This window comes from Nostoc cf. edaphicum LEGE 07299 (assembly GCF_015207245.1).
Classification (GTDB): Bacteria; Cyanobacteriota; Cyanobacteriia; order Cyanobacteriales; family Nostocaceae; genus Nostoc; species Nostoc edaphicum_B.
Map to the genome: position 1 here is coordinate 1 of NZ_JADEXF010000647.1, position 3,572 is coordinate 3,572.

General features: G+C 43.6%; 3 protein-coding genes. All 3 read left to right on the top strand.

The annotated features are described in order from the left end of the window. Positions 1 to 12: 12 nt before the first annotated feature. Entirely contained in the window at positions 13 to 1,215 is a 1,203-nt protein-coding gene (locus tag IQ229_RS18315; RefSeq protein WP_194046159.1) for a glycosyltransferase family 4 protein, read from the top strand. After that, the gene (locus tag IQ229_RS18320; protein WP_194046161.1) at positions 1,133 to 2,089 is read left to right on the top strand and encodes a glycosyltransferase family 2 protein; all 957 of its coding nucleotides are present in this window, start codon (positions 1,133 to 1,135) and stop codon (positions 2,087 to 2,089) included. Before IQ229_RS18315 ends, IQ229_RS18320 begins: the two co-directional genes overlap by 83 nt. Before the next feature lie 63 nt (positions 2,090 to 2,152). Beyond that, the coding region (locus IQ229_RS18325; RefSeq protein WP_194046163.1) for an O-antigen ligase domain-containing protein at positions 2,153 to 3,572 on the top strand (1,420 nt) is incomplete at its 3' end.

Below are 3,572 nucleotides of genomic sequence, written 5' to 3' on the forward strand. Positions count from 1 at the left end.
AGGAAATAGTGTATGAAACTTTGTATTGTTACTCATAAAGTAAAAAAAGGTGATGGTCAGGGGCGGGTAAACTATGAGGTTGCTAAGGAAGCAATTCGTCGTGGTCATCACTTGACATTATTAGCTAGTGAAGTCGCACCAGAACTAAAAGACAATAACCAAGTTAATTGGATTAAAATTCCAGTCAAAGGCTATCCCACAGAATTTGTACGTAATTTCATCTTTGCCCAAAAAAGTGCAGATTGGTTACGTAAACATCGCTCTGACATTGATTTAGTTAAAGTCAATGGAGCAATTAATCTGGCTGCGGCTGATGTGAATGCTGTACATTTTGTCCACAGTTCATGGTTGCGATCGCCTGTTCATATTTCCCGCAACCGCCGCGATTTATATGGTTTTTATCAATGGCTGTTTACGGCTTTTAATGCCCGTTGGGAAAAACAGGCTTTCCAAAAAGCACAGGTTGTAGTGGCTGTATCCGAAAAGGTAGCCCAAGAATTAGTCAACATTGGTGTACCGCGTTCTCGGATTCGGGTAATTGTGAATGGCGTTGACTTAGAAGAGTTTACCCCTGGTGAAAGCAATCGCCAAAAATTAGGTTTACCGGAGAATGTCACCCTAGCCCTGTTTGCTGGAGACATCCGCACACCCAGAAAGAATTTAGATACAGTCCTACACGCCTTGGTAAAAGTACCTAATTTACATTTGGCGGTGGTAGGTCATATCGAAGGTAGTCCTTTCCCACAATTAGCGGCATCCTTGGGGTTAAGCGATCGCGTGCATTTTGTCGGATTTCGCCGTGATATCCCCGAAATTATGCGGTCAGTAGATTTATTTATTTTTCCTTCCCGATATGAAGCTTGTAGCCTCGTATTGTTAGAAGCACTTTCTTCAGGACTACCAGTAATTACTGCCACAGCTACGGGGGGTGCAGAGTTGGTGACACCAGAATGTGGCATCGTCTTAACCGACTCAAATGATATCGAAGCTTTGGCTGTGGCGATGATGTCCTTGGTAAGTGTAGATATGCTCATGCAGCAAATGAGTCAAGCTGCTCGTTCTGTGGCAGAACAACACAGCTGGACTACTATGGCACAAACTTATGTGGATTTATTCGAGGAGTTAAGCAAGAATGCGGAACACCGTTCTGATACCGACTTATCGCCGTCCACAAGACCTCTCACGCTGCCTTTTGGCGTTACAGGAGCAAACTAAACCAGTCGATCAGGTGATAGTGGTTGTCCGCGATACGGATGCAGAAACTTGGCAATTTCTTGCCCAATACACAGCGCACAACTTGCCACTGCATACCGTGAAAGTGACACAACCGGGGGTAGTAGCAGCTCTCAACGCCGGACTAGCAGCAGTGGAGGGCGATATTGTTTCCATTACTGATGATGATGCCGCACCTCACCGCGATTGGTTAGAGCGGATTGCAGCTTACTTTACCTGCGATAGTCGCCTTGGCGGACTGGGAGGGCGTGATTGGATATACCACGGCAGCAAATTAGAAGATGAATCCCGCCCAGTAGTGGGACAGTTGCAGTGGTTTGGGCGAGTCATTGGCAACCATCACCTGGGAGTGGGAGAACCCCGCGAAGTCGATATTCTCAAGGGCGTGAACATGAGTTTTCGTACCCAAGCTATCGGACAACTACGCTTTGATGAGCGGATGCGTGGTACTGGAGCGCAGGTACACTTTGAAATGGCATTCACCTTGGCATTAAAGCGGGCTGGTTGGAAGATAATTTACGCTCCTCACGTTGCTGTAGATCATTATCCAGCACAACGTTTTGACGAAGATCAGCGAAATAACTTTAATGAAACTGCATTTATTAATTTAGTCCATAATGAAACCTTAGTTTTATTAGAGCATTTGCCATTTATCCGCCGGATTGTATTTTTGTTTTGGGCAGTATTCGTGGGTACTTGCGATAGTTTGGGCTTAATACAATGGTTGAGATTTTTACCTACCCAAGGGCAATTGGCGGGGAAAAAGTTATTAGCATCTTGGCGTGGGCGTTGGCAGGGATATAAACATTTCAAAATTCAGAATTCGCAATTCAGAATGAGGCAGAGCCTCGAATGACTTCATTCCCAGGCTAGAGCCTGGGAACGAGTTGAACTTATTTATATGTACATCTAAAATTGAATGAATTCTAAGCAGATACTTTTCAATAGTTTTTTACAAGACAACTATTCTCCCGAAGAGCGATCGCTACAGGGTTGGATGGCGATCGCAGGCTTTATATTACTAACTGTAGTTTGCTATTTTGGTGGTGTTACTGCCGCATTGCGCCTAATTTACCCGGCGACAGCTTTAGTAGTAGCCTTATTTTTATACTTGCGGCATCCTATTCTTTACATTGGCTTTACTTGGTGGATTTGGTTTCTCACACCCTTAGCGACTCGCTTAGTTGACTATCGGGTAGGGTGGGATGCTAGCCGTCAAATGCTCATAGCACCCTACTTAGTGGTGTTTATTACTATAGCAACATTTTTGCGACACTTTCCCCGCGCTTCTCGCCAAGGGGGTTTGCCGTTTGTTTTAGCTTTTATCGGAGTGTTCTATGGCTTTCTTATTGGTCTAATTTACAACCCACCTATCCCTGTAGCGCGCGGATTGATGGATTGGCTCAGTCCGGTGATTTTCGCTTTTCACTTATTTATCAACTGGCGAGATTATCCCAGTTATCGCCAGAATATTCAGCGAACATTTCTCTGGTGTGTGTTGATTTTAGGAACTTATGGCGTATATCAATTTGTGGTAGCTCCTGAGTGGGATAGGTACTGGCTCATACAATCAAAATTATTCATGAGTTCTGGAAACCCTGTACCTTTCGGGATGCGCGTCTGGAGTACATTACACTCAGTTGGCCCCTTTGGTTCTGTTATGCAGGCTGGGTTACTGTTATTATTGACCGGTTCAGGAAGTTTAATTTTTCCGGCTTCAGCTGTTGGTTACTTATCTTTTTTATTAACACAAGCACGTACTAATTGGGGAGGCTGGTTATTTGGAATAATTATGATTATGGGTTCAGTCAAAGCCAAAATTCAAATGCGCTTAATTACCATAATTGTGGTCATGGCTATTTGTGTTGTGCCATTGACAACTATCGAACCAATTGCTGGAGTAGTAGCTGCACGTTTTGAAACTTTTTCTAATATTCAAGAAGATGGCAGTTTTAAAGATAGATCGGGAACTTACGACAGAAATCTTGGTTTAGCGCTTTCTAATGGTCTAGGTAACGGCTTAGGAAATATTTGGAAGGTCAACGAAAAAACTGGTCAAATTGAAGTAGTGGTAATTGATAGTGGCATTTTAGATATGTTTTTCACCCTTGGTTGGTTTGGAGGCATATTTTATATGGGTGGATTAATCTTTTTGATTATTACTATTAGCAGCTATGGTGAAGGTCGTTTCGATAGTTTTGTCAGTGCTGCCCGCGCCATTGGGATCAGTTCTGCTTCACAGTTAGTTATCGGTAGCGGGATGTTGAGCGTATCAGGGATGATTCTTTGGGGATTTTTAGCTATGGCTATGGCAGGACATAAGTACTATAGCAATCCTC